The sequence below is a fragment of the Herbaspirillum sp. RV1423 genome, assembly GCF_000577615.1.
In the GTDB taxonomy this organism is placed as follows: Bacteria; Pseudomonadota; Gammaproteobacteria; order Burkholderiales; family Burkholderiaceae_D; genus Herbaspirillum.
Map to the genome: position 1 here is coordinate 258,581 of NZ_CBXX010000001.1, position 23,178 is coordinate 281,758.

Sequence of the window (23,178 nt, forward strand, 5' to 3'; positions counted from 1 at the left end):
TTTTGCTCCAACCAAGGGCTAAATGGCTCATTTTGGCATCGAAAGACTATGTAACAACTCTACAAATCCTTGTTTTATAAGGATATTTATTCTCATTACATCTCGATAAGCCGCTCACAGATTATTTTCGACACGAGAATTTATACTGTCCGCATGACTTTTATTAAAAAATCATAATTTATTGATTTTAAATGGATTTTTTACATTGAACTCAACAAAAAAAGAACCGATCTCTCACACTCCAATGATGCAGCAATATCTGCGCATCAAGGCGGAATACCCTACCACGCTCGTGTTCTACCGCATGGGCGACTTCTACGAACTGTTCTACGACGACGCCGAAAAGGCCTCGCGCCTGATGGGCATCACGCTGACGCAGCGCGGCGCATCCAATGGCGTACCGATCAAAATGGCGGGGATTCCCTTCCATTCCGTCGACCAGTATCTGGTCAAGCTGATCAAGCTCGGCGAATCGGTCGCGATCTGCGAACAGATCGGCGATCCGGCCACCAGCAAGGGGCCGGTCGAGCGCAAGGTGGTGCGTGTGATCACGCCGGGCACGCTGACCGATTCCGACCTGCTGCCGGAGAAATCCGAACGTCCTCTGCTGGCTGTCAATGTGGCGTCCGCCAAGCAACGCAAGACCGTCACCGTCGGCCTGGCCTGGCTGTCGATGGCCAGCGGCGCCTTGAAACTGATGGAATTCAGCGCCGAACCGGCCTTGCTGGAAGCGCGCCTGAAGCAGGAACTGGAGCGCATTTCACCGGCCGAAACGCTGATCGGCGACGCTGAAGAAGCGGCATACTCCCACATCCTCACCGGCAAGGCGACCACGGTGCCGGACTGGCATTTTGATTTGCCGAGCGGCGAAAAGGCGTTGCTGGACCAGCTTGGCGTCGCCACGCTGAACGGTTTCGGCGCGGAAGGCATGAGCGCCGCCATCGGTGCCGGCGGCGCGCTGCTGCGCTATGCGCAATCCACCCAGGGCAAGGGTCTGCAACATGTGCGCGCGCTGACGGTGGAGTCCGAAAACGAATTCATCGGCCTTGACGCCTCGACGCGCCGCAACCTGGAATTGACCGAAACCATCCGCGCCCAGGATGCATCGGCGATGGCGCCAACGCTGTTCTCGCTGCTCGACCATTGCCGCACTGCGATGGGGTCGCGCCTCTTGCGCCACTGGCTGCATCATGCGCGCCGCGACCAGCGCATCGCCAGGGCGCGCCATGCCGCCATCAATGCATTGATGCGCACCGATGCCTGCTCGGGTCTGTCGACAACCCTGGCAGCCGTTCCCGATATCGAACGCATTACCACGCGCATCGCCCTGCTGTCGGCGCGTCCGCGCGACCTGGCCGGTCTGCGCGCGGGTTTGCAGCAACTCGGTTCGCTGCGCAATTACGTGGCGATGTGCAGCCGCGACGCCGATGCGCCGTTGCTGCTGGACCTGCACGACGCGCTGGCGACGCCGACCGAATGCCTCGACCTGCTGGAACGCGCCATCATGCTGGAACCGGCCGCGATGGTGCGCGACGGCGGCGTGATCGCGCGCGGTTTCGATGCCGACCTGGATGAGCTGCGCGGCCTGTCGGAAAATGCCGGCCAGTTCCTGATCGACCTCGAAACCCGGGAACGCGCGCGCACCGGCATCGCCAACCTGCGCGTGGAATACAACAAGGTGCATGGTTTCTACATCGAAGTCACGCACGGACAGACCGACAAGGTGCCGGACGACTATCGCCGCCGCCAGACCCTCAAGAACGCCGAGCGTTACATCACGCCCGAACTGAAAGCGTTTGAGGACAAGGCGCTATCGGCGCAGGAACGCGCACTGTCGCGCGAGAAATTCCTCTACGACCAGTTGCTGCAGGATCTGGCGCCGCATATCGTCACGCTGCAGGCAATCGCCCATGCGCTGGCCCAGCTCGACACGCTGGTGGCGCTGGCCGACCATGCCGCGCGCAACAACTGGTGCGCACCGCAACTGGTGACCGAGCCGACCATCCTGATCGAGCAAGGCCGCCATCCGGTGGTGGAAAACCAGATCGAGCGTTTCATCGCCAACGACTGCGCCTTCAGCGCCGAGCGCAAGCTGCTGCTGATCACCGGCCCCAACATGGGCGGTAAATCGACCTTCATGCGCCAGGTGGCGCTGATCACGCTGCTGGCCTATGTCGGCAGCTTCGTGCCGGCGACCAGTGCGACGATCGGTCCGATCGACCGCATCTTCACGCGCATCGGCGCGGCCGACGACCTGGCGGGCGGCCGTTCGACCTTCATGGTGGAAATGACGGAATCGGCCGCCATCCTCAACAACGCCACCGAGAATTCGCTGGTGCTGATGGATGAAGTCGGCCGCGGCACCTCCACTTTCGACGGCCTGGCGCTGGCGTGGGCGATCGCCAAGCACCTGATCGACGCGACGCGCAGCTTCACTTTGTTCGCGACCCACTATTTCGAACTGACGCAATTGCCGGAAGTGCATCCGACCGCTTCCAACGTCCACTTGTCCGCCGTCGAACACAAGGACAGCATCGTGTTCCTGCATGCAGTGCAAGCCGGTCCGGCCTCGCAAAGCTACGGCTTGCAGGTGGCGCAACTGGCGGGCGTGCCGGCGCCGGTCATCCGCGCGGCGCGCAAACACCTGACGGCGCTCGAAACGCAATCGGTGCAAACGACGCCGCAATTCGACCTGTTCAGCGCACCGCTCCGGGACGACCCGGAAGATGCTCATCCCACGTCGTCGGAGCCGGCCGATCCGACGGCACAAGCAGTCGTTGAGGCACTCGCCGACATCAATCCCGACGCCATGACGCCGCGCCAGGCGCTCGATGCCTTATACCGCCTCAAACAACTGGGTGATGGCGGCAACGGCGGAGGCAACCGCGCATGAAACGCAAGTTGTTCTGCGTCGTCGCCCTGCTGAGCGCCGCCTTGTGCGCGGCGTCGGCGACGCGGGCGCAAGACAGCTTCCAGTTCGGCGTGATCGGCCATTCTTTCGCCGGCAGTCCGGACGACAGCGTGCTGCGCAAGGCGCTCGACGAAAGCGACGCCGACAACCTCGCCTTTGTCGTCGTCAACGGCATCAAGTCGGCCAGCGAGCCCTGCAGCGACGCGCTCTACAGTGCGCGCCGCGACCTGCTCAAGGAAGCCGAAAACGGCGTCATCGTCTCGCTTGCCGCGAGCGACTGGGTCGGCTGCCGCAACAGGAACGGCTCGATCGCCATCGAGCGCCTGAACCGCATGCGCGACCTGTTCTTCCCGGATGAATTTTCTTTCGGCGCCAGCAAGGTGCCCTTGTTCCGCCAGTCGGTCACGCCGAAATTCCGCAGCTACACCGAAAATGCACGCTGGGAATTCGGCGGCGTGCTGTTCGCCACCGTCAATATCCCCGCCGCCAACAACCATTTCGTGCAGGACGGCGGCCGCAACAGCGAGTTTGAAGACCGCCTGATCGCCAACAAGGACTGGTTGCAGCGCTTGTTCACGTTCGCTGCGCAAAAGAAGCTGGAAGGCATCGTGCTGTTCGCCGACGGCAATCCGCTGGCACAGCCGAGCCAGCGCCCTTTCCTGCTGCGCGGCCAGCGCGACGGCTTTGCCGAGATGCGCCAGCGCATCGTCACGCTGGCCAACGGATTCCGCGGCAAGGTCTTGCTGGTGCATGGCGAGAATCTGAAGAGCGAATCCAACACCGGCATCGTCTGGCGCCGCAATCTGGGCAGCATCGGCGTGGCGTCGGGGTGGTCGAAGTTCTCGGTCGACAGCGGCAATGCGGCGTTGTTTACGCTGGTGCATTCTACCGGAAAAACTGCAATGCAAGCGCCGCCGACAGCGCAGTAGCTGCGTTCCGACAGACGTAAAAAATGCAGCCTCGGCTGTAATGCCGTTCAGTTAAGTCTGTAAAATTTCTTGCCGCATTGTCAGTCCATCACAACTGTCGTCCTGACGAAAATCAGGACCCAGTGTCGTATCGGACGTCTTCACGACGCTGGGTCCCTGCGTTCGCTGGGACGACACGGCTGGGAAAATAGGCTTAACTGAACGGCATTACAGCCGAGGCTGCGTTTATGTCGTTCCAACCAGCTTAATGAATCGGATGGCTGCGGAAGTGATCGCCCTCGTCGCCTTCATCATGGCCGTGATCGTGACCGTGATGATGATGGCCGTGCGGGCCGTGCACATGCTGGTGCTGCACTTCTTCTTCGGTGGCGGCGCGCACTTCCGTGACATTCAGTTCAAAACGCAGCGCGATGCCGGCCAGCGGATGGTTGCCGTCGAGGACGACCTTGTCGTCGGCGATTTCGGTCACGGTGAAAATCACGGAAGCTTCGTTTTCGTCGTCCGGCGAACCTTCGAATTGCATACCGACTTCGATCGGCGACGGCAAACGGTTTTTCGGTTCGATCTTGACCAGTTCGGCGTCGTATTCGCCGAAGGCGTCGACGGGTTCGACCTGGATAGTCACGTTATAACCGGTTTCCTTGCCGTCCAGTGCTTCTTCGATCTTCGGCAGCGTGTTTTCATAGCCGCCGTGGAGGTAGACCATCGGATCGCGGCTTTCTTCGATCAGCACGCCCTGGGCGTCGGAGAGTTTGTAGTTGACGGAAACTACGGTGTTTTTGGCAATCTTCATGTATGCCCCTTTCTTAACTTAAGACGTGTATGGCTGGTCATCGATTACTGCAGGTGCAGGAAGAAACCGGCCTGCGCTTGCGGTTGTTGCGGAATCCTGATGTAACGATCCCAAGAAGGCATGACATGGTGAATGCGCTGCAATCTGCACCGCGAATTATACCTGCTTGGATGTTTTGGCACGCAAAAGGCGCACCGGGCTGCGTCTATAATGTCGCCATGAAAAACACCCTCGCTTTGCTCGGCGGCCTCAGCCCCACCACCTTCCTGCGCGACTACTGGCACAAGAAACCGCTGCTGATCCGCCAGGCGATTCCCGGATTTACGCCGCTGCTGTCGCGCCAGGAATTATTCGATCTGGCCGCCCGCGAAGACGTCGAATCCCGCCTGATCAGGCAAAACGGCGACGACTGGCGAATGGATCACGGTCCGCTGGCCAAACTGCCACCGCTCAGGGAAAAGGAATGGACCATGCTGGTCCAGGGCGTCAATCTGCATGACGATGCCGCCGATGCGCTGCTGCGCCAGTTCCGCTTCATTCCCGATGCGCGCCTGGATGACCTGATGATCAGCTACGCCAGCGACGGCGGCGGCGTCGGTCCTCACTTCGATTCCTACGACGTGTTCCTGCTGCAGGCGCATGGCCGGCGCCGCTGGCGCATCAGCGCGCAACAGGATTTGTCGCTGGTGGACGGCATGCCGCTGAAGATCCTGAAGAACTTCCAGTCCGAGCAGGAGTTCGTGCTGGAACCGGGCGATATGCTGTACCTGCCGCCGCATTATGCCCACGACGGCATCGCTGTCGGCGAGTGCATGACGTATTCGGTCGGTTTTCGCGCGCCGGCTTTCCAGGAACTCGGCGAGGCCTTCCTGCAATTCATGGCCGACTCCATCGACCTGCCCGGTCGCTACGCCGACCCGGAACTGACTCCGACCAGGCATCCGGCCGAACTGCCGGCGCCGTTGCTGGCGCGGGTGACCGAAGAAATCAACAAGATGCGCTTCACCGACGATGACGTCACGATTTTCCTGGGCGAATACCTGTCCGAACCGAAGGCCTCGGTGTACTTCGATCCGGTCGACAAGCCGCTTACGCCGGCGCGTTTCGTGCAGGCGGCAAACAAGCGCGGAATCAAGCTCTCACGTAAAACCCAGATGCTGTATCGCGGCAAGCATGTGTTCATCAACGGCGAATCCTTTGCCGTGGGACGCGCCGATAAAACTGTGCTGAGCATGCTGGCGGACGAGCGCAGGCTCGACAAGAGCGCGTTGCAACATGCTTCAGAGGATGTCATGGAAGCGTTTCACAACTGGTATCAGGACGGTTGGCTGGAGCTGTTCTGACAGGCCAAAAATGCAGAAATTTTCGGCTTTAAAAATTTTACCGACGGCCGGAAACCTGCATGAATAAAGGGCTTACGCCAAGCTGACAGGATTTCCGACAATCTTACAAATTCTTACAGAAAAGAATAATTCGCATGTGATTTTCCAAAAAAGTGGCTATAATATCGGGCTGGAAAGCTTTCGTTGTGGAGCTACCAAGCAAAACGGCGAAAACATCCTATAGAGCGATAATTACCGGTAATTATTCATCGCAAAATTTTGATTATCATTGAAGGAATATTCATGAAAAAGACTCTGTTGATCGCATCTTTGTTGGCTGTTGCTCTGGCTGCTTGCGGTAAAAAAGAAGAAGCTCCAGCACCTGCACCAGCTCCAGCGGCTGAAGCTCCAGCAGCAGCACCAGCAGCTCCGGCTGATGCCAAGCCAGCTGACGCAGCTCCTGCAGCACCAGCAGCCGACGCTAAGCCAGCCGATGCTGCTCCTGCAGCACCAGCAGCCGATGCTAAGCCTGCTGACGCAGCTCCAGCAAAATAATCAACTGATTATTGGAAAGGCCGACCTGATGGGTCGGCTTTTTTATGCCTGCGCGGTTCATGCAGGATTTTCGCCGCATTTCTCGCCAGGCTGCTCAGCCGATAGCGATCCAGTCGAACCCTTCTTCCTGGCAAGCGATCATGACGTCGCCCGCGTGCGCATCCAACGCCCCGCACAATGCTGCTCGCGCAAGTTCCGGCGTATTGTTCTTGAGGCTCAGGTGGGCGCCGACCACGGTCTTCAATTTTTGTTTTTCAATCGCCGCCAAGATCTCGGCGCTGGTGTCGTTCGCCAGATGGCCGTAAGCGCCGCCGATGCGCCGCTTGAGCGACGGCGGATATACCGACTCTTCCAGCATCCGGCGATCATGGTTGCACTCCAGCACCAGCGCGTCGCAGCCGCTCAGCGCCTGCACCAGATGCGAAGTCGATTGCCCGGCATCGGTCAATACACCGAGCTTGCGCACGCCGTCATTGGCGACGTACTGTACCGGTTCGCGAGCGTCGTGCGGTACGGTGTACGGCATGAAAGACAGATCGCCGATGACGAGTTCCTCGCTGTCGCGGCAGAAATGCAGCAGGACGTCCTTGCAGGCCTCTTCGCCGACCGCCTGGAAGGTGCCGTAGGTGAGCCATACCGGAATGCGGTGGCGCCGCGCGAACTTGAACGCGCCGCCGACATGATCCTGATGTTCATGCGTGACGACGATGCCGGAAATATCCTGAGGGAGTTTGCCGATGCGCGCCAGGCGACGCTCGGTTTCGCGGATGCCGAAACCGCAATCCAGCATGACCGTGGTGGTGGTCGTGCCGGATGCGCCGGCGATGATGAGGGCATTGCCTTCGCTGCCGCTGCCGAGACTTGCAAATTTCAACAGTGGCCTCGCGAAGACATGTGCTGCGGACGGAGAATTACTTCAACTGATCGTTCAGCAGGCCGAGGATCTTGTCGGCGGTTTGCGATACTTCCTGCTTGCCGTCGTTGTTCTGGACAGTGATGTCGCTGATGTCTCCGCTGCCCTTGACCACGATGCGGTAACGCGCAGCGGTCTTGTCCTTGTTCTTGGAACTGAACAGGTTCGAGAAGAAGCCGCCGGATTCCTTGTCCTTGGCATCCTGGTTCTGGTCGACATAACGCACGAAGTACAAGCCTTGCGAACGATCGCGATCTTCCACGGTGAAGCCGACGCGGTCCAGCGCCAGGCCCACGCGACGCCATGCGCGGTCGAAGCTTTCGTCGACCTGCACGCTGGAGCCGTTAGCGGTCTTGAGCAGCTTGGAACGGGCCTGCAGCGTCGGCGCGTTGGCGACGGCAGCCTTGGCCTTGGTTTCTTCGGCACCCAGGCGCACCATCAGGCGCGACAGGAATTCGGCTTCAAGGCCTGGATCGGAAGGACGCGCGGTCCACACCGAAGTTTCCTTGGAAGAGCCGGTCAGCACTTCTTCGGCGCCGCGATGGCTGATGAAGATTTCGGTGGTGCCGTTCGGACCGCGCTCCAGGCGCGTGCGGAACTTGTCGCGTTCGCCGGTGGAATACAGCGAATCGAACACCTTGCCCAGTGTATTGCGAATGAAATCCTGAGGAATCTTGGCGCGGTTTTCTGCCCAGTCGGTTTCCATCACGCCCGTGTCAGGCGACTCGACGTTGATCAGGAAGCCGGAGTCTTGCCAGAAATCCTTGATCTGCGGCCACAGTTCGTCGGGCGTCTTGTTCACCACCAACCAGCGTTGGCTGCCGTCGCGCTCGATGCGGATGTCGCCCTTGACTTGCGGCGCGACTGCCACTGCATCGGCGGCAGGACGCGTCTTCTGTTCGAGGTTGTAACCGGAGGCGGTCGCTACGCCCTTGTTCGCCTCGGGAATGGCGTAACGGTTGTCGCGCTGCAACTGGGTCAGGTCAGGCGGCACTTCGAGTCGTGGGCCCTTGGCTTTTTCCGCACTCTTGTAGTCGATACGGTCCCCCTCGAGCATGTTGCTGACGGCGCTGCATCCGGCCAGGCTGGTGAAAGCCAGGGCGATGATGAGACCACGTTGCGGGAGAAGACGTGAAGCAGAGTGAACGTTCTTGCGAATTGTCATATCGTTGCAATGAGAAGCGGGTTCGGGTTCAAGGAAAAACGATACTGCCGTTTAGTTAATTGATTATTTTAATACACCGGATTCGCGCAACGCGGCCCGCACGGTATCGTGGAAGGCCGCGCCCAGCGGAGCCAGCGGCAAACGCATGCCGGATTCTATCAGACCCATTTCCGTCATTGCCCATTTCAGGGGAACCGGATTGGGTTCGACGAACAGCTTGTTATGCAGAGGCAGCAGCTTGTTGTTCAGTTCGATCGCCCTGGCGATATTGCCGCTCATGGCAGCCACGCACAGTTCGTGCATGTCGCGCGGCGCCACGTTGGCGGTCACCGAGATGTTGCCCTGCCCGCCGTAAAGCATCAATGCGATAGCGGTCGGATCGTCGCCGGAATATACCGCAAACGACTTCGGCGCCAGGCGGATCAGGTCGGTGCCGCGCCCGATGTTGCCGGTGGCGTCCTTGACGCCGACGATGCCCTTCACTTGCGCCAGGCGCAGGATGGTGTCGTTGCTCATGTCAGCCACGGTGCGGCCGGGAACGTTGTACAGGATGACCGGCAGGTCGACCGACTCGGCGATCTTCTTGAAGTGCTGGTACATGCCCTCTTGCGTCGGGCGATTGTAGTAAGGCACGACCTGCAGCGAGGCGTCGGCGCCGACCTTCTTGGCGAACGCCGTCAGCTCGATGGCTTCCGAAGTCGAATTGCCGCCTGTGCCGGCGATGATGGGAATACGTCTGGCGGTATGCTCAACCGCGACCTTGATCAGTTCGGAATGTTCTTCGACCGAAACGGTCGGCGATTCGCCTGTGGTGCCGACGATCACGATGCCGTCGGTGCCTTCGGCGATGTGCCAGTCAATCAACTTGCGCAGGCCCGGGAAATCGAGACTGCCATCCGGATGCATCGGCGTGACGATGGCGACTATGCTGCCCTTGATCATGATGTTCGTGCGTAGTAAAGGATACGGTTAAAAAGAAAAGAACGATTGTAGCGGATAGCCGCTGCTACCGGTCAAATTGTTCGGATTTGCTTGCCCCGCCGCTCAGTATCCCAAGCCCATGGCTTCACGCACGTCGCGCATGGTGTCCTGCGCCAGCTTGCGGGCATTGTCGCAGCCGTCGGCGATGATGGCGCGCACCAGCGAGGGATCGTCGATGTATTGCTGCGCGCGCTCAAGCATCGGCTGTTGCTCCCTGAGGATGGCGTCGATCACCGGTTGCTTGCATTCCAGACAACCGATTCCGGCCGAACGGCAGCCCTTGTCGACCCATTGCCGGGTGGCATCGTCCGAATACACCAGATGGAATTGCCAGACCGGACACTTGCCCGGATCGCCCGCGTCGGTGCGGCGCACGCGCTGCGGGTCGGTCGGCATGGTGCGGACCTTCTTGATGACGGTATCCTTGTCTTCGCGCAACGCAATCGCGTTGCCGTAGCTCTTCGACATCTTGGCGCCGTCCAGGCCGGGCAGGCGCGACGCCTCCGTCAGCAAGGCTTGCGGCTCGGTCAGGATCAGCTTGCGGCTGCCTTCCAGATAACCGAACAGGCGCTCGCGATCGATCATGGACAGGTTTTGTGCATCGTCGAGCATGGCCTTGGCCTGCGCCAACGCCTCGTCATCGCCCTGTTCCTGAAATTTGGTGCGTAGCTCCTGATACAGCTTGGAACGCTTGCTGCCGAGCTTTTTGACGGCTTCGCGAGCCTTTTCCTCGAAGCCCTTTTCCTTGCCGTAGAGGTGGTTGAAGCGACGCGAAATCTCTCGCATCATCTCGATGTGCGGAATCTGGTCTTCCCCCACCGGCACCTGGCTGGCGCGGTAGATCAGCACGTCGGCCGCCTGCAGCAAGGGATAGCCGAGGAAACCGTAGGTCGCGAGGTCGCGGTCGGCCAGCTTTTCCTGCTGGTCCTTGTAGGTCGGCACGCGCTCCAGCCAGCCCAGCGGCGTGGCCATCGACAGCAACAGGTGCAGTTCGGCGTGTTCCGGCACGCGCGACTGGATGAACAGGGTCGATTGGGAAGGATCGACGCCGGCGGCGAGCCAGTCGATCACCATTTCCCAGGTGCTGGTCTCGATGATGCTGGGGTCGTCGTAATGCGTCGTCAGCGCATGCCAGTCGGCAACGAAAAACAGGCAAGGCAGTTCGGATTGCAGCTTGACCCAGTTCTTCAGGGCGCCGTGATAATGGCCCAGATGCAGCGCGCCCGTGGGGCGCATACCGGAGACAACGCGATCAGGATACATGGTGTGATTTAGTTAAAAAATAAGGATATCGGCGAGGTGATCAGTTGCAGCAGGCTGCCCGCCAGGTACATGACCGGCGCCATCCACCAGGTGTAAATCACCTTGAGCAAGACCAGTGCCATCACGATGAAGAAACCGTAGGGCTCGATTTGTGCAAATTTATACGCATATCGGCTCGGCAGCAAACTTGTCAGTATGCGGCCACCGTCGAGCGGCGGAATCGGGAACAGGTTGAACGCGAACATGACCAGGTTGGTCAGCACGCCAGCCTTGGCCATGAGCATGAAGAATTCTTCTTCGACGCCACCGATCGCCAGCGCATAAATCACCAGCGTCCAGATCAACGCCATCAGGAAGTTGGCGGCGGGACCGGCCAGCGCCACCCACGCCATGTCGCGCTTGGGCTTGCGCAGCTTACCGAAGTCGAGCGGCACCGGTTTCGCATAACCGAACAGGAAAGCCCCGCTGGTAGCGAAATACAGCAGCACCGGAATGACGATGGTCCCGAAAGGATCGATGTGCTTGAGGGGATTGAGGCTCATGCGCCCCATCGCATAAGCGGTGTTGTCGCCGAAGTACTTTGCCGCGAAGGCATGCGCTGCCTCGTGCAGTGTAATCGCGAACAGTACCGGGAGCGCATACACTGCGACAGTCTGGATAAGATCATTCATGGGTGCGAATTTTAGCAGAGGGACAAGGAAGGGCCGCGGGAAAATCGACGGCATGCAAGAGAAATCGGCGCGAGCCGCAGGGCAAGCTTGCCAAAATCACAATTTCATTGTGGAAAAAGTGGATGTGGACCGTAATGCAACGGCCCGTGACGGGGAAAACACATTTCCAAAAGGCAATTACAACCCGAATGGCGCAGCGTCACCCCGCCCCTGCCTGACCAACACCGGCTGAGTATCGTCGCTGAGGTCGATGACGGTGGTCGGCTCCAGGCTGCAGGCGCCGCTGTCGATGACCAGTTCGATCTGTTTTTCCAGACGGTCGCGAATATCGTCGGCGCTGGTCAGCGGATCGTCCTGGTCGGGCAAGATCAGCGTGGTGCCGATCAGGGGCTGACCCAGTTCGGCCAGCAAGGCGTGGGCAATCTGGTTTTCCGGGACGCGCAGGCCGATGGTCTTGCGCGACGGATGGCTCAGGCGGCGCGGCACTTCCTTGGTGGCTTCCAGGATGAAGGTGTACGGTCCCGGCGTCGCCGCCTTGAGCAGACGATATTGCCGGTTGTCGACCTTGGCGTATTGGGCGATTTCGCTGAGGTCGCGGCATAGCAGCGTCAGGTGATGTTTATCATCTACGCCGCGAATCCGGCGCAGGCGTTCGACGGCGCCCTTGTCGTCGAGCTGGCATACCAGCGCGTAACAGGAATCCGTCGGCAAGGCCACGATGCCGCCGCTACGGATGATCTGTGCGGCCTGCTTGATCAGGCGCAGTTGTGGGTTATCGGGGTGGATCTGGAAAAACTGACTCATGCGTCTTTCATTTCAGCATCGGTTGCGGTTTCAAAAAGGCAAAACGGCGGTTTCGCACCGCCGTTCCTACCGTCGGCGGATCATCGCTGGCCGCGCAATGCGGCGATACGCTGCTCCAGCGGCGGGTGCGTGGAAAACAATTCCATGAATCCCGGCTTGTCGTTGATACCCATGGCGGCCATCGATTCCGGCAAGCCGCTCACGGGAATGCCGCCCAGCCGCGCCAGCGCGTGGATCATCGGCTGCGGACCGCCGAGCAACCGGGCGGAGCCGGCGTCGGCGCGGAACTCGCGATGGCGCGAAAACCAGGCCACGATCATTGAGGCACCGATACCGAACACCACCTGGCACACCAGCACCGTCACCATGTAGCCGATGCCGGGACCGGAATCGTCATTGTTCCGGCGCAGTGCCGAATCGACGAAGTAGCCGACCACGCGCGACAGGAACACGACGAAAGTATTCACCACGCCCTGGATCAACGTCATGGTCACCATGTCGCCGTTGGCGATATGGGAAATTTCATGGCCGAGCACGGCTTCGACTTCTTCCTTGGTCATGCCCTGCAACAAGCCGGTCGATACCGCGACCAGCGCCGAATCCCTGAAAGCGCCGGTGGCGAAGGCATTCGGTTCGCCTTCATAGACCGCTACTTCCGGCATGCCGATGCCGGCGCGCTGTGCCAGCTTGTTCACGGTAGCAACCAGCCAGACTTCGGTAGAGTTGGTCGGCGTGTCGATCACGCGCGCACCAGTGCTCCATTTCGCCATGGACTTGCTCATCAGCAGCGAAATGATCGAGCCGGTAAAGCCGACCACGATCGAGAACACCAGCAGCATGGGCAGATTCAGCCCCGCACGGGTCAGGAATTTGTCCACGCCCAGCAAGGACAGGACCACGCTCATCACCACCAGCACGGCGATATTGGTCGCGAGGAAGAGGAATATGCGTTTCATCTGAAAAACTCCTGTCAGGAAAGTGGTTATTAGATAGGATCAGAGAGGGGGAAATCAAGAGATGCCGCCGCAAGCCACTTCCTCGGTTTGCGACTTGGAACCTGTTGACGATCTGTAGCGAGAGGCCATCAGCCCGTGGCGGACGAAGCCGAGCTCAGTTGCGATCCTTTGAATGTACTTGATTCCAAGCACCTCCCGGAAGTTGCCGATTCGCGGATCATGGTCCCGCAGCAAGATCTCGAACAGCTTCTTACAGGTTCCAGTCGTGCCACACCGGCGTTAATCCGGCCGGCAACGGCGGCAAGCCTCCCAGATCGACGCGCGATTCTCCGGGGCCGTGGAAATCCGAGCCAATCGATGCCAGGAAGCCGTAGCGCTTGGCGACACGGGCATATTCGTCGTACTGGTCGGGCGTGTGGCTGCCGGTGATGACCTCGATCGCCGCGCCGCCATGTTGCTTGAACTCGTCGAACAAAGCGCCGAATTCGAGGTCGCTGTACTGATAGCGCCCCGGATGGGCAATCACCGCCACGCCGCCAGCGCCACGGATCCAGTCGACCGATTCCTTGAGCGTGGCCCAGCGGTGCGGCACGTAACCGGGTTTGCCTTCACACAGGTAGTTACGGAACACTTCCTTGATATCGGCGCAGCGGCCGATTTCGACAATGTAGCGTGCAAAGTGCGTGCGCGACATCAGGTCGGGATTGCCGACATGCTTAAGCGCGCCTTCGAAGGCATCGGGAATGCCGACGGTGTCCAACTGAGCCGCGATCTCGCGGGCGCGCCGCTCGCGGCCGTTGCGCGTCGCCGCCAGTCCTCGCACCAGCGCAGCATTGGTTTCATCGATGCACAAACCGACGATATGCACGGTCTGTCCGGCCCAGGTCACGGAAATTTCGACGCCGGGGATATAACGCATGCCAAGCGCTTGCGCAGTCTGACGCGCCACCGCAATGCCGCCGATTTCGTCGTGGTCGGTCAACGCCCATACATCGACGCCGTTGGCCTTGGCGCGCGCAGCCACTTCCGCCGGCGGCAGCAGGCCGTCGGAGACGTTGGAATGGCAGTGCAGATCGACATTGGGCATTGTGGGCGATACCTGAAAATATGGAAATGAGATGTTTTCATTGTACGCTGCATAAGCCTTCTCTGCTGCATGTGCACACGCTGCGGGGCGGGCCTTACGGAGCCCCCTCACTCCTCCAGGAAGCTCTCGATCAAGGTCGCCAGCAATTCTGGCTGATCGTGATGCAGCATATGGCCGGCGTCGGGGATGATTTCGGTGCGCACATTGCGGATGTGCGCAATGCGGCGCTCGATTTCCGGCCGCATCAGTGTGTTTTCGCCGAACCAGCGCCAGATGTCGGTCTCGGCGGCCTCAACCCACAACACCGGTGCGGTGATCTGCGACCAGCATGCCATCGCTTCTTCGACGCGGTAAAGCATAGGATTGACCTTTTTATGGACCGGATCGCCGAGGATGTCCCAAGCGCCGTCGTCGTTCTGCATAGCCCAGTGCCCGGCAAGGAAAGCGGCGCGTTCACGGCTCAGGCGCGGATTGGTTTTTTGCAGCCGCGCCATGACGTCGTCCAGCGTAGCGTAGGGACGCATGAAAGGCTTATCCTGCAACTCGTCCAGCCATTTGGCGAAACGGCCCGGTGCCTGCTCCGGCACAGTGCTCGGCATGCCGAACCCCTCCAGGTTGACCAGTCTGGCAATGCGGTGCGGACGCACGCCTGCATACAGGCCGACGACATTGCCGCCCAGGCTGTGACCGATCAGGTTGACGGATTCCTCGGGCGAATAATGCAGCAGCAATGCATCGAGATCCGCGAGATAGTCGGGGAACCAGTAGGTATCTCCTCTGGTGCGCTCGGTCAGGCCGAAACCGCGCCAGTCGGGCGCGATCACATGCCACTCCTTCCGCAGGCAATCGACCACGAACTGGAACGAAGCGGAAATATCCATCCAGCCATGCACCATGAATAACTTGGGCGCTTGCGAGTCGCCCCAGTGGCGCACGTGGTACCGCAGGCCGCGGATGTTGAGGTAGTCGGAACGCGATGGCTTCATGGCGGATAGGCAGTCGGAAAACCTCACAGTATAAATCCCCGGCGCCCCGCCTGCCCGGCGCCATCGTTTTGTCAGCGACGCTGCGAGCGTCTCTTATTGCAGATAACGTCCCAGATCGAAGGACGACTTCAATCCCAGCATGTGGAAATTCGTTTCCAGCCAACGTGCAGCGGCTTGCCGCCCTTCCTCGTAGAGGCCGTGGATGAACGAGGTCTTGGTGTTGAGTTTGCTCATGACGTCGAGCTGACTCATCAGGTCATTGGCTTCGACCAGATGCATGTTGAGCCGGCGCAGGCGGCGCTCCAGCGTACCAAAGGCGAACATCGCACTCTCGGCTTCGCGTTTGGCCAGGGCCAGGCCGCCCAGTTCGGTGAAGAACGCCGAACTGAAACTGATCTCGCTCAAACGCTGGCCGATTTCATGCGTGGAAGTCGGCGTACCCGGCCGGCTGCACGGATGCAGCAGCACCACCAGCAGGTCGCGCGCCGAGCACAGGTGCAGCAACGGAAAGATCGGCGGATTGGCCGTCAGGCCGCCGTCCCAGTACACCTCGCCGTCGATTTCCACCGGCCGGTGCATCGACGGCAGGCAGGCCGAGGCCAGCAAGGCGTCCAGCGTCAGTTCGCGATTGCGGAATATCTTCAACGTACCGGTGCTGACCCTGGTGGCGGCAATGAAAAGCTTGATGCTGCCGGTGCGGCGCAGGCGCTCGAAATCGATCTGCTCTTCGAGGATGTCGCGCAAGGGATTGATGTCCAGCGGATTCAATTGGGTCGGCGAAAAGAAACGCGTCATGGCCAGCAGGGCATGCATCGCCGCCGGCGTGGTCTGCGTCAGCAGGCTGGCGCCGCCGGGCAGCATTTCGGGCGGCAGGAAGCTGAACGGCTCCTTGGTGACGATACGTCCCCAGAAGGCCGCCAGGGCTTCGCGCGCGCCTTCGCGGCCGCCAAGATTGTAGCCATGCGCCAGCACCGTGGCGTTCATGGCGCCGGCGCTGGCGCCGCTGATGCCTTCGTAGTCGATACGGCCATCTTCCAGCAACCGGTCCAGTACGCCCCAGGTAAATGCGCCGTGCGAGCCGCCGCCTTGCAATGCCAATGTCACAATCTTGTTTTGCATGCTATTCCTTGAGTCAGCCTTCATGCCGCCTGTCACCGCCAGGTCATAGCTGTCATGTTATAACATGGCCATGTTGATTAATTCGAGCGAAAGAAAATGAAATCTATCTGTGTTTATTGCGGTTCTTCCGTCGGCGCCTCCGAAGTCTATGCTCAAGGCGCTCGCGCACTGGCGCAACAAATGGTCAAGGACAACATCGCCCTCGTGTATGGCGGCGGCAACGTCGGCCTGATGGGCGTGATTGCCACGGAAGTCATGCGTCTGGGCGGCGAAGCCACCGGCGTCATTCCCAAGGCGCTGCTCGACAAGGAGCTCGGCCACAATGGCCTGACCCGTCTGCACATCGTGAAGGACATGCACGAGCGCAAGGCCATGATGGCGGAATTGTCGGACGGGTTTATCGCCATGCCGGGAGGCATGGGCACGCTGGAAGAACTGTTTGAAGTGCTGACCTGGGCGCAGTTGGGCTTCCACTACAAACCGATCGGCCTGCTCAACGTCGACGGTTTCTACAACAACCTGATCGCCTTCATCGAACACCTGGTGTCGCAGCGTTTTCTGACGGCGGAACAATCGCTGCTGATGATGCATGAAGCCAGTCCGGCCGACCTGGTCCAGCGCTTCAAGACCTACAAGCCCAGCTATACCAACAAATGGTCGGAGAAGGCAGCACCGGCCCCGTTGCTGCCCTAATCTTCACGCCATTCCGGCCATTGCCATTAGCATCGGCCGGAATGGCGCCTCTCAGGATCAGGAGTTCAGCGCCTGTCTGAAATCGTCGACCAGATCCGCAGTGTCTTCCAGTCCGATCGACACGCGAATCAGCGACTCGGCAATCCCCATGCCGGCGCGGCGCTCCGCTCCCATCTCGTAGAAAATCGTGTGCGCCACCGGGATCACCAGCGTGCGCGTGTCGCCCAGATTGCTGGCCGGGATCGCCAGTTGCAAGCGATTCAGGTAGTCGAAGCAATCGATGCCGTCCTTCAGCTCAAAGCTCAACAAGCTGCCGTAAGATCGGAACAGTTCGGTCGCCAGCGCATGCTGGGGATGCGAAGGCAAACCTGGGTAGTGCACCGCCGCCACACGCGGGTCGGCGTCCAGCATCTGCGCCACCGCCAGCGCATTGGCGCATTCGCGTTCCTGACGCAGCGCCATGGTTTCGGCGCCGACGGCAATGTGATGCGCAGCTTCCGGTCCGAGCGAAGCGCCGAAGTCGCGCAACGCCTTGGCACGAATTTGCGCCATACCCCACTGCGGCTGCGGGTTCTTCTTGTAGTTGTCGGCGATGTGCGGATAGCGCGACCAGTCGTACAGGCCGGTATCGGTCAGCGCGCCGCCCAGCGCATTGCCATGCCCGCCGATCGATTTGGTGAGCGAATTGACCACCAGTCCGGCGCCCACCGCCTTAGGCCGGAACAGATAAGGCGACGTCATCGTGTTGTCGACGATGTACAGGATGCCGCGTTCGCGGCACAGTTCGCCGATGCGTTTCAAGTCGGCGATCTGGGTGCGCGGATTGGCGATGGTTTCGACAAAGACGACGCGCGTCTGCGGCGTCAATGCCTCCTCCACCAATTTGACATCGGTGGCGTCGACCATCGAGACGCGCGCACCTTGCGCATTCACCGTCATCCACATGCTGTTGGTGTTGCCGAACAGGAAAGCCGACGACACCACATGGTCGCCTTCGCGCAGCAAGCCCTGGATCACTGCGCCGATAGCTGCCATGCCGGTAGCGAAACAGATGGTCGACAGGCCGCCTTCCATCTTGGTGATCTTGTCCTCCAGCGCCGACACGGTCGGATTGCCTTGACGGCCGTAACGGTAACCGGGTTGCTTGCCCTGGAATACTTCCGCCAGTTGGCGCGCATCCTTGTAGCCGAAAGCGACGGAAGTGTGGATAGGCTTGTGTAGCGAGCCGTGTTCGATCTCCTTCTGGCGATCGCTGTGCAGGATGGTGGTGGTGAAGCCGTAGTTTTTCTTGTCGTTCATATTGATGGATGGAAAAGCCGGGACGGTAAAACATGCAAGAATAGTGATGATAAGCCAGTTCCAGCGCTGCCGCAGCACAATAAAAAACGCCGGATGCTATAACGGCGATCCGACGTTTTTACTGTCCTGAAGCGTGAAGAAAACTCAGTCCACGCGCGCCAGATTCAGGTTCAGTTGCGAACGCACCATGTCCTCCAGCGCCGGCTTAGGATTCTTGCGCGCCAGTTCGATGCGGTCGAGATATTCGCGCGTGATGTCGCCGGTGATGTAGTTGCCGTCGAAGCACGATGCCTCGAAGTTCTTCAGCGCCGGATTGATGTCGGAAATCGAACGCTTCAGCGCCTCCACGTCCTGGTAGACCAGTGCATCGGCTGTGATTTCGCGGCAGACTTCTTCGTCGGTGCGGCCGTAGGCGATCAGTTCGTCGCGCGTCGGCATGTCGATGCCGTAGACGTTCGGAAATTTGACCGGAGGCGCGGCCGAAGCGAAGATCACGCGTTTAGCGCCGGCTTCGCGCGCCATCTGCACGATTTCGCGGCTGGTGGTGCCGCGCACGATGGAGTCATCCACCAACAGCACGCTCTTGCCCTTGAACTCGGAACCGATGGCATTCAGTTTCTGGCGCACGGACTTCTTGCGCAGCCCTTGGCCCGGCATAATGAAAGTGCGGCCGATGTAGCGGTTCTTGATGAAGCCTTCGCGATATTGGAGGTTCAGTTTCAACGCCAGCTCCATCGCGGCAGGACGCGAAGAATCAGGGATCGGCATGACCACATCGATCTCGCCGCTGTTGATTTCGCGACGGATCTTGTCGGCCAGGAATTCCCCCATCTTCAGCCGCGAGGCATACACCGACGCGCCATCGATCACGGAGTCGGGACGGGCAAGGTAGACGAATTCGAAAGCGCAAGGATTGAGCGACGGATTTTCGGCGCATTGCTGGTTGTACAGCTTGCCGTCGTTGTCGATGAAGATCGCTTCGCCCGGCATGACGTCGCGCAGGAAGCGGAAGCCCAGGCCTTCCAGCGCCACGGATTCGCTGGCCAGCATGTATTCGGCGCCCTTGTCGGTTTCATTGAAACCCAGGCACATCGGACGAATGCCGTACGGATCGCGGAAGCCCAGCAGGCCGTAGCCGGCGATCTGCGCCACCACGGCATAGGAGCCGCGCACGCGCTTGTGGACCATGGCGACTGCTTTGAACAAGGCGGCCGGATCAAGCGAATAGCCGGTGGTGGCTTGCTGCAATTCATGCGCAAACACGTTGACGAGTACTTCGGTGTCGGAATCGGTATTGAGGTGGCGGCGGTCGTTCTTGAACATCTCGACCTTGAGCTGTTCCGCGTTGGTCAGGTTGCCGTTGTGCGCAAGGATGATGCCGAACGGCGCATTGACGTAAAACGGTTGCGCTTCCTCTTCGCTGGACGAACTGCCGGCGGTCGGATAGCGCACCTGGCCGAGGCCGGTATTGCCGGGCAACGAACGCATGTTGCGGGTACGGAACACGTCGCGCACCAAGCCGTTGGCCTTGTGCATCGAGAAGCCGTTGGCATGGTTGGTTGCGATACCGGCTGCATCCTGGCCGCGGTGCTGCAGCAGCAGCAGCGCATCGTAGAGCAACTGGTTGACTGGACTATGGGAAACGACGCCGACAATGCCACACATGGTGGACTCCTAAATGAGAACAAAAACGAAGAACAAAATCAAAAATGGACATGCTGCGCGAACTGGCCGGGCAAATACGGTTTGACGGTTTCCGCGGCGGCTTCCGCCAGCGGACTTAACCTTGCATCTTTCCAGAACGGCTGCTGCGGAATCGACGTCGTACCGCACAATAGCACCACCGCCAACACAATCACCGCACCGCGCGCCAGGCCGAACACGGCGCCCAGGCTGCGATCGATCAGCGACAGGCCGCTCGCCTTCACCATTTCAGACATGGCCCTGGTCACCAGCCCCATCAACAGGCGCGTGCCGATGAATAAGGCGATGAAGCCCACAATCAATCTTGTCGACTCGCCTGGAATCACATCCGGCAACATTGTCGCCAATGCTTCACCATAGGCGTTGGCGACAACTAATGCAATCACCCAACTGGCCAGCGACAACACTTCCCTGACCAGGCCGCGCAACATGCTGATGATGACCGAACAAACCAGCACCAGCAAGACCAGATAATCGAAAATCGTCACGATAAGCTCAGCAACATGACCAATATGCGGCCGGTCGGCATCAGATTCAAGCCGGAACGATGGTGGCGTTCAGGCCGAGCTTGTTGATCTTGGCACGCATCTTGTCGGCTTCGTCGCGGTTGGCGAACGGACCGACGCGGATGCGCGTGCGATCGCCGGACTGGGTCGCCACCTTTTGCGTGTAAGACTTGATGCCCGCGCCGCTGAGCTTGCCGCGCAGTTCATCCACTTTTTCCTGTGTCGCCAGCGCAGCAACCTGGATCACGAACTTGCCGCCGCCGGCCGGCGTCGCAGTCGGTTTCTTGTCGGCCGTCGCCGGCTTGCCTTCCAGGATTGCCAGCGCGCGCGCCGCGTCGTCGGGCTTGTCGGCCGTCTTCGGCTTGGCTGCTTCCTTCACGTCTTTCTTGCGCTCGTCCTTGCGTTCCGCCGGCTTCGCAGCAACCTTACTGTCTTTTACGTCCGCTTTGGCATCGGCTTTAGCGACGGGTTTTGGGGTTTCCTTGGGCGGCTCCGGCTTGTCGGCCGGCTTCTCGGCAATCGGTAGCGCAGGCTTGGTCTCCGGCGCCAGGGGCACATTGGCGGGACCGGAAGGCATGGCAGACGCACCGGGCGCGATCGCCGGCTTCTCGACGCCGGCGTTCATGGTGGCAGGATCGACGAATTCTTCCTTGGGCTCAGCGGCGGCCTGAGGTTTGTCGGCAGCGTGGCCCGCATCCTTGGCGGTGTCCTTGCCGTCCTTGGAAGGTATCTGAATCGCAATATCGTCGGCCAGCGGGCGCGGCTCGGAATCGAGGATCATTGGCAGCACGATCACCACCGCCAGCACCAGCGCGACAGCACCGATCAGGCGGCGGCGGGCGCGTTTTTTCTCGGGCAGGACCGGATCGACGGAATCTTCCTTGCCGGCTTTGCCGGATTTGCGTGAATTGCCGGCGCTGCTGCGGCTGCCGCGTATGGCCGACGACTCCCCTGCGGAACGAGAGAGGAATTCGCCCTGACCGGAAGCGGATTCCTGCTTGTTTTTACGAAAAAACGAGAACAAGCCCATGCTGATCTATGTTAGGTGGTCTGAAAAATGCGGATGAACAACAAAAACTGCGTGCAAAACGGCAAGAACTCAATGCAGTTCCGGCTTGCGGGCTTCCATCACACCGGCGACGGTGAGGAAGGATCCAAAAACCACAATTCTATCATTCTCGGTCGCCCTGCTCTGCGCATTTGCGAATGCAGCCGCCGGGGTTTCGAAGGTTTCTATCGTGCAGGCTGCATCGGGCTTGAATTCCGGCTCGACGCCCGCTTCCAGCAACTTGTCCTTCAATTGCTGCGCCGTGGCAGCGCGCGGCAACGGCAAGCTTGTAACGCACCAGTGATCGATCTTGCCCTTGAGGTGGTTGATCACGCCTTCGATGTCCTTGTCGAGCATGGAGCCGAACACGGCATAGGTGTAGGGATGGAAACCCATGTTGTCGAGATTTTGCGCCAGCGTGGCGGCTGCATGCGGGTTGTGCGCGACATCGAGGATCACCAGCGGCTGCCCGGGCAAGACCTGGAAACGGCCCGGCAACTCGACGGTCGCCAATCCGGTGCGTACTTCTTGCGCGCCGACCGGCAGACGATCGCGCAAGGCCTCCAACGCGGCCAGCGCGGCCGCGGCATTGAGCAACTGATTGGCGCCGCGCAGGCTTGGATAGGCCAGCGAATTGCGGCGCTGGTTGCGGCCGCCGTAGGCCCACTGCTGCTTGTCGCCCTGATAGTTGAAATCGCGGCCCATCAGCCACAGATCGGCGCCGATGGCTTCCGCATGCTTGATCAGCGACTTCGGCGGCACCGGATCGCCGCAGATCGCGGTCTTGTCGGCGCGATAGATGCCGGCCTTTTCGAAACCGATTTCTTCGCGCGTGGTGCCGAGGTATTCGGTGTGGTCGATGTCGATGCTGGTGACGATGCCGACGTCGGCATCGATCACATTGACGGCGTCCAGCCGCCCGCCCAGGCCGACTTCAAGGATCACGACATCGAGCCTGGCGTCGGCCAGCAGCTTCATGATCGCCAGCGTGGTGAATTCGAAATAGGTCAGCGAGACATCGCCGCGCTTTTCTTCGACCGCCTCGAACGCGGCGATCAGCGCGGCATCCGAAGCCGGCGTGCCTTCGACGCGGGCGCGCTCGTTGAAATGCAGGAAATGCGGCTTGATGTACAAACCCACGCGATAGCCGGCGCGCATCAGGATCGACTCCAGCATGGCGCAGGTCGAGCCCTTGCCGTTGGTGCCTGCCACCATGATGACGGGACAATCGAAGCGGATGTCGAGTTGTTCCTTGACCTTGGCGACGCGCTCCAGGCCCATGTCGATCGCTTTGGCATGGCGGGTTTCAAGAAGTGCCAGCCAGTCGGCCAGGGTGGTGGGAGTTGCTTGCGCTTGCATGATGTCGACCTGCGATGGAGCTGCATCGAGCCGCGGGGCCCGACGAATGACTTAAAAACAAAAACCCGAACTCACGCTGGACGGCAAGTTCGGGTCTGCCTGCGGTATGCCAAC

At 60.1% G+C, this 23,178-nt stretch carries 21 protein-coding genes; 5 read left to right on the forward strand and 16 right to left on the reverse strand.

The genetic code is table 11. The features are described 5' to 3' along the window. Positions 1-244: 244 nt before the first annotated feature. Both mutS and RV1423_RS01190 read left to right on the forward strand, forming a co-directional pair. Positions 245-2,893 carry a DNA mismatch repair protein MutS gene (mutS, locus tag RV1423_RS01185; protein WP_034292203.1) on the forward strand — a complete coding sequence of 883 codons (2,649 nt, stop codon included), beginning with the start codon at positions 245-247 and terminating at the stop codon, positions 2,891-2,893. After that, complete coding sequence (locus tag RV1423_RS01190; protein ID WP_034292206.1) at positions 2,890-3,840, forward strand: hypothetical protein; 951 nt, start codon at positions 2,890-2,892, stop codon at positions 3,838-3,840. Before mutS ends, RV1423_RS01190 begins: the two co-directional genes overlap by 4 nt. 244 nt (positions 3,841-4,084) lie before the next feature. On the opposite strand, the gene RV1423_RS01195 is transcribed toward RV1423_RS01190, so the two are convergent. Beyond that, complete coding sequence (locus RV1423_RS01195) at positions 4,085-4,633, reverse strand: peptidylprolyl isomerase (RefSeq protein ID WP_034292209.1); 549 nt, start codon at positions 4,631-4,633, stop codon at positions 4,085-4,087. A gap of 218 nt (positions 4,634-4,851) precedes the next feature. Here RV1423_RS01195 and RV1423_RS01200 point away from each other — a divergent pair, with 218 nt between their 5' ends. Together RV1423_RS01200 and RV1423_RS30535 are read left to right on the forward strand one after the other, a co-directional pair. Further along, complete coding sequence (locus RV1423_RS01200; RefSeq protein WP_034292524.1) at positions 4,852-5,976, forward strand: cupin domain-containing protein; 1,125 nt, start codon at positions 4,852-4,854, stop codon at positions 5,974-5,976. A 282-nt stretch (positions 5,977-6,258) separates the two neighbouring features. After that, positions 6,259-6,510 (forward strand): hypothetical protein, encoded by a 252-nt coding sequence (locus RV1423_RS30535; RefSeq protein ID WP_081768631.1) that lies wholly within the window; start codon positions 6,259-6,261, stop codon positions 6,508-6,510. A 94-nt stretch (positions 6,511-6,604) separates the two neighbouring features. Here the strand turns inward: RV1423_RS30535 and RV1423_RS01210 are convergent, their stop codons facing one another. The 10 genes from RV1423_RS01210 to RV1423_RS01255 form a co-directional block, all read right to left on the reverse strand. Continuing rightward, entirely contained in the window at positions 6,605-7,384 is a 780-nt protein-coding gene (locus RV1423_RS01210) for an MBL fold metallo-hydrolase (protein WP_034292211.1), read from the reverse strand. Between the two features lie 37 nt (positions 7,385-7,421). Continuing rightward, on the reverse strand, positions 7,422-8,588 hold the full coding sequence (gene bamC, locus RV1423_RS01215) for an outer membrane protein assembly factor BamC (protein WP_034292213.1): 1,167 nt from the start codon (positions 8,586-8,588) through the stop codon (positions 7,422-7,424). 63 nt (positions 8,589-8,651) lie between these two features. Beyond that, positions 8,652-9,530, reverse strand: coding sequence for a 4-hydroxy-tetrahydrodipicolinate synthase (dapA, locus tag RV1423_RS01220; RefSeq protein ID WP_034292215.1), 879 nt, complete (start codon positions 9,528-9,530; stop codon positions 8,652-8,654). A gap of 102 nt (positions 9,531-9,632) precedes the next feature. Next, positions 9,633-10,832 (reverse strand): tryptophan--tRNA ligase, encoded by a 1,200-nt coding sequence (locus RV1423_RS01225; RefSeq protein ID WP_034292217.1) that lies wholly within the window; start codon positions 10,830-10,832, stop codon positions 9,633-9,635. An 8-nt stretch (positions 10,833-10,840) separates the two neighbouring features. Continuing rightward, the gene (locus RV1423_RS01230) at positions 10,841-11,503 is read right to left on the reverse strand and encodes a site-2 protease family protein (RefSeq protein ID WP_034292220.1); all 663 of its coding nucleotides are present in this window, start codon (positions 11,501-11,503) and stop codon (positions 10,841-10,843) included. A 177-nt stretch (positions 11,504-11,680) separates the two neighbouring features. Then, positions 11,681-12,307: an L-threonylcarbamoyladenylate synthase gene (locus RV1423_RS01235; RefSeq protein ID WP_034292223.1), complete on the reverse strand. Its 627-nt coding sequence runs from the start codon at positions 12,305-12,307 to the stop codon at positions 11,681-11,683. An 80-nt stretch (positions 12,308-12,387) separates the two neighbouring features. Further along, positions 12,388-13,263, reverse strand: coding sequence for a protease HtpX (gene htpX, locus RV1423_RS01240; RefSeq protein WP_034292225.1), 876 nt, complete (start codon positions 13,261-13,263; stop codon positions 12,388-12,390). A gap of 250 nt (positions 13,264-13,513) precedes the next feature. After that, positions 13,514-14,350: a 3',5'-nucleoside bisphosphate phosphatase gene (locus RV1423_RS01245; protein ID WP_034292226.1), complete on the reverse strand. Its 837-nt coding sequence runs from the start codon at positions 14,348-14,350 to the stop codon at positions 13,514-13,516. Positions 14,351-14,457: 107 nt separating this feature from the next. Then, on the reverse strand, positions 14,458-15,336 hold the full coding sequence (locus RV1423_RS01250) for an alpha/beta fold hydrolase (protein WP_034292227.1): 879 nt from the start codon (positions 15,334-15,336) through the stop codon (positions 14,458-14,460). Between the two features lie 93 nt (positions 15,337-15,429). Beyond that, positions 15,430-16,455 (reverse strand): patatin-like phospholipase family protein, encoded by a 1,026-nt coding sequence (locus RV1423_RS01255; protein WP_034292228.1) that lies wholly within the window; start codon positions 16,453-16,455, stop codon positions 15,430-15,432. Positions 16,456-16,551: 96 nt separating this feature from the next. Here RV1423_RS01255 and RV1423_RS01260 point away from each other — a divergent pair, with 96 nt between their 5' ends. Beyond that, a complete protein-coding gene (locus tag RV1423_RS01260; protein ID WP_034292230.1) occupies positions 16,552-17,148 on the forward strand; it encodes a TIGR00730 family Rossman fold protein in 597 nt (198 codons plus the stop codon). A gap of 57 nt (positions 17,149-17,205) precedes the next feature. On the opposite strand, the gene RV1423_RS01265 is transcribed toward RV1423_RS01260, so the two are convergent. The 5 genes from RV1423_RS01265 to folC all read right to left on the reverse strand — a co-directional run bounded on the left by RV1423_RS01265 (position 17,206) and on the right by folC (position 23,064). Next, positions 17,206-18,447, reverse strand: a complete 1,242-nt coding sequence (locus RV1423_RS01265) for a cystathionine gamma-synthase family protein (protein ID WP_034292232.1) — start codon at positions 18,445-18,447, stop codon at positions 17,206-17,208. 144 nt (positions 18,448-18,591) lie between these two features. After that, positions 18,592-20,112, reverse strand: a complete 1,521-nt coding sequence (gene purF, locus RV1423_RS01270) for an amidophosphoribosyltransferase (RefSeq protein WP_034292234.1) — start codon at positions 20,110-20,112, stop codon at positions 18,592-18,594. 38 nt (positions 20,113-20,150) lie between these two features. After that, entirely contained in the window at positions 20,151-20,639 is a 489-nt protein-coding gene (locus RV1423_RS01275) for a CvpA family protein (RefSeq protein ID WP_034292237.1), read from the reverse strand. 46 nt (positions 20,640-20,685) lie between these two features. After that, positions 20,686-21,687 (reverse strand): SPOR domain-containing protein, encoded by a 1,002-nt coding sequence (locus tag RV1423_RS01280; protein WP_034292239.1) that lies wholly within the window; start codon positions 21,685-21,687, stop codon positions 20,686-20,688. A 69-nt stretch (positions 21,688-21,756) separates the two neighbouring features. After that, positions 21,757-23,064 carry a bifunctional tetrahydrofolate synthase/dihydrofolate synthase gene (gene folC, locus RV1423_RS01285; RefSeq protein ID WP_034292241.1) on the reverse strand — a complete coding sequence of 436 codons (1,308 nt, stop codon included), beginning with the start codon at positions 23,062-23,064 and terminating at the stop codon, positions 21,757-21,759. Positions 23,065-23,178 lie beyond the last annotated feature (114 nt).